This window comes from Vibrio sp. V39_P1S14PM300 (assembly GCF_009904765.1).
GTDB classification, from domain to species: domain Bacteria; phylum Pseudomonadota; class Gammaproteobacteria; order Enterobacterales; family Vibrionaceae; genus Vibrio; species Vibrio proteolyticus.
Map to the genome: position 1 here is coordinate 1 of NZ_WXWP01000331.1, position 3165 is coordinate 3165.

Consider the following 3165-nt stretch of genomic DNA (forward strand, 5'->3'; position numbering starts at 1 on the left):
ATATTGGATTGTATCCAGGGCAAGGCATTAGGAATCATTGAAACTATCAGCTGGTTTCTCCCTGTTAATTGGTCCACTGACTGCATTTCCGTTCCTTCAATTTTGATTGTCATGTCTTACTCCGTCATATGTCCTGGCGCTAGAGTCTGTCTGAAAAATCTTGGATTACCTGGCTCGCCTTCTCACCTACACTGGCGAAGTTGTTCGTGCTGTGTTCAACCATAGTATTCACTTCGGCGAGGATCTGCGCATATGGTGTGGTTTCCCCTGTCGCGAGCATTTTCGACAGCGCAACCCCCATCGCCGTTGTTGCCATTGTATTGATATTCCTCAAGTTATCAGTGGCATCTTGAACTGCAATGGCAGATGATTGCGATATAGATTGAAGTGCTTTCCCCGCGCCCGATGCTTTAATCACATTGCCCGTTAATGTTGCCTCTTGGGTCTGCTTCACTGTTTCTACAATTTGAGTATTCACATGTTCCTCTTTCATTGTGATTCTCCTTAATGGATCGTATTTACGAGAGTTGTTTCATCCAAACACCAGTCGCTTAACATTCAGCTAAACCAATGAGTCAAACTTAGCTTTAAGCTCTTTTGCTATATTAGCGAGCAACGGTTTCGCACTATCTTCAACGGTCTTCTCAACTTCCTTTATCGCTTTATCCAGAGCGCCATCGATCAATGTTCTAGAGATCGAGCTGTTCGATTTCCTTAACTCCTTGATGAGCTCAAATTCCACCTCACTTTTGAGTTTTTCTTCCATCCATTGAATTTTTTTTAGCTCCAGCTCGAGAGCTTCCTTCGATTTTGGTGTTGGTAGTACAGTTTCAGTTTTTAATATCCTTGCACAACTTGCATTAAGTGCAGCTCCCGCAGAGGTTTGAGAATTCTGCTGAGCTGTTACGGCGTTGTACATTGTCATGCCAAGTGTTTCCGTTCCTGTAACGTCAAGCATCCCCATCGCCTGGGAAGGGGATCCACCAGTCAGCAGAGTGTGAATGTCACTGACTGAATCAGTAATTTGATCGTTGACTGAGCTCATTTTGTTCTCCTATTCATAGCGCTTTCTTTGGAATGGCTTCGGCTGATGCCAGAATCATTGCACAGCACTGATTCACACAGGCGTTCTGAATGAGTTGTGACTGCGCTTCATTGTTCACGGCATTTTCCATTAGCAAACCAATGGTGTTTGCCATAACAACATCCGTCACCGCCATCGCAAAAGCAGGGGCAATATCTACGTTTTCATGCTGATTCATCTAGATTCCCCATCGCTTCCTCGCAATCTATCTACCTAGGCTTCTCCGCTTAAAAACAGCGTTAGTCGTTCTCATTGATTGGCGATATTGGCATGGTACTTCACCAATATCGCCATAGTGAGTTACTAGCGGTAGATTGCTGCTGTACCCACTGCTGCTGCAGCAGTATCAACAGAGAGCATAGTATTCACACCTTGAACCAGTGCTGCCTGTGCCGTTACTCCATTGTTCTGCTGGCTTGTTGTTGCATTGTGTGCAGCATTAGACAGTGCTTGGCTTGTTGCCAGCATAAAGTTGCCTGTTGCTACTGCAGGAGCGTCTCCCAAAACTTTCGTATTTACCTGTGAGATAGAGTCTGTAATTTGACTATTAACTGCTGTTGGAAATGCCATAGTATTTTCCTTTTTTACGGTTTGAAGTATGTGGCACATTAGCCACAAGTTTGTCTGACTGTAACAACGGAACTTTACTTAGGAACTCGATTAGGTTCTAAGCCAAGATTTTCTTAGTTGCTACAGCGGTGGACGCGGTATCTAAGGAGTAAAGTAAATTCACCCCTGCGGTTGTTACTGCTTGAGCTGTAATGTTCGCTTGCTGCTGCGCGGATGTTGCGTTGTGCGCAGCATTAGCAAGTGCTTGTGACGTTGCCTGAAACAAATTACCCATTGCTGTAGCAGGGGCGGTGCCAAGCACTTCTACATTTGCCTGTGTCACTGAATCAGTAATTTGACTATTTACTGCTGTTGGAAATGCCATTTAATCACTCCTGTAATTAACGCTATGCTAAGCTGTCCAAAATATCTTTGGTCGCGATACCTGTTGTGGCCGTATCAATGGAATATAAGGTCGTTACACCCATTGTGGTTGCTGCTTGTGCCGTAATGGCAGACTGCTGCTGCGCCATCGTTGCGTTATGCGCAGCATTCCCTAATGCTTGGGATGTCGCTTGAAAAAGGTTACCCATAGACATGGCCGGCGCGTCGCCAAGCACTTTAACGTTGGCTTGAGTTACCGAATCGGTAACTTGATCGTTTACTGCTGTTGGAAATGCCATAATGCTCTCCTTTAAAATGTAGTGTTACGGTTTAATCAGCTAATGACTCTATCAACCAAGCCCAGCTACAGGTTTGGATGTGGGAGTTAGAATTGTTTTGGTGCCGACGGCTGTCGTTGCGGTATCGATTGAGTAGAGAGTTGTTACGCCCATCGTCGTTGCGGCTTGTGCAGTAATACCAGATTGCTGCTGCGCCAATGTGGCATTGTGTGCTGCATTACCTAACGCCTGTGACGTAGCCTGGAAAAGGTTGCCCATCGACATGGCCGGTGCATCACCTAATACCTTAACGTTTGCTTGAGTGACTGAATCTGTTATCTGATCATTTACTGCAGTTGGAAAAGCCATAGTTTTTGCCTCGCTTAGTTTGTTCAATTTAAGGTTTGTCTTTACTGCTCATCGGGTTTGAAATTGAATCGCTGCTTAATTTCAAACGATAGAGATATGTTATTAGATTGCTAATAAATCGTATTGGTAGGGTGTCGCCTCAGTTTGGTAACACACCGTCAAACATTGGTATATTTCACTTTCTATTGGCGAAATTGTGTTGAAGAATCCAATAACGGATGTGACAGATCATCAACCAGTGCCAGCAGTTCAGGGCTGGTCTCTGAATTGTGAAACTGGTCGCGATACGCTCCGGGGCTTAACCCGACTGTGGCTTTGAATTTTCGAACAAAAAAGCTGAGGTCGCAGAATCCGACATCATCACATACCTGAGTTACGTGCCGATTTGGATTGTCAGAAAGGATTTCCATTGCCTTTACGATGCGCAAACGAAGCAACACTTGTTTAAATGACATACCGAGATACGCCTTAAACAAATACGACAAATGAGTAGGACTGATG

General features: G+C 44.7%; 8 protein-coding genes. All 8 read right to left on the bottom strand.

What is annotated here, in order from left to right; all coding sequences use genetic code 11:
• Positions 1–139: 139 nt before the first annotated feature.
• Positions 140–493 carry a hypothetical protein gene (locus CAG65_RS17290; protein WP_161454414.1) on the bottom strand — a complete coding sequence of 118 codons (354 nt, stop codon included), beginning with the start codon at positions 491–493 and terminating at the stop codon, positions 140–142.
• A gap of 69 nt (positions 494–562) precedes the next feature.
• Positions 563–1045, bottom strand: a complete 483-nt coding sequence (locus CAG65_RS17295; RefSeq protein WP_161454415.1) for a RebB family R body protein — start codon at positions 1043–1045, stop codon at positions 563–565.
• A 13-nt stretch (positions 1046–1058) separates the two neighbouring features.
• Positions 1059–1262, bottom strand: a complete 204-nt coding sequence (locus CAG65_RS17300; RefSeq protein WP_161454416.1) for a RebB family R body protein — start codon at positions 1260–1262, stop codon at positions 1059–1061.
• Between the two features lie 125 nt (positions 1263–1387).
• Positions 1388–1654, bottom strand: coding sequence for a RebB family R body protein (locus tag CAG65_RS17305; protein WP_161454417.1), 267 nt, complete (start codon positions 1652–1654; stop codon positions 1388–1390).
• A gap of 97 nt (positions 1655–1751) precedes the next feature.
• On the bottom strand, positions 1752–2018 hold the full coding sequence (locus CAG65_RS17310; protein WP_161454418.1) for a RebB family R body protein: 267 nt from the start codon (positions 2016–2018) through the stop codon (positions 1752–1754).
• Positions 2019–2040: 22 nt separating this feature from the next.
• On the bottom strand, positions 2041–2316 hold the full coding sequence (locus CAG65_RS17315) for a RebB family R body protein (protein ID WP_161454419.1): 276 nt from the start codon (positions 2314–2316) through the stop codon (positions 2041–2043).
• A gap of 51 nt (positions 2317–2367) precedes the next feature.
• Positions 2368–2664: a RebB family R body protein gene (locus CAG65_RS17320; protein WP_161454420.1), complete on the bottom strand. Its 297-nt coding sequence runs from the start codon at positions 2662–2664 to the stop codon at positions 2368–2370.
• A 182-nt stretch (positions 2665–2846) separates the two neighbouring features.
• On the bottom strand, positions 2847–3165 hold a 319-nt coding region (locus CAG65_RS17325; protein ID WP_161454421.1), incomplete at its 5' end, for a helix-turn-helix domain-containing protein.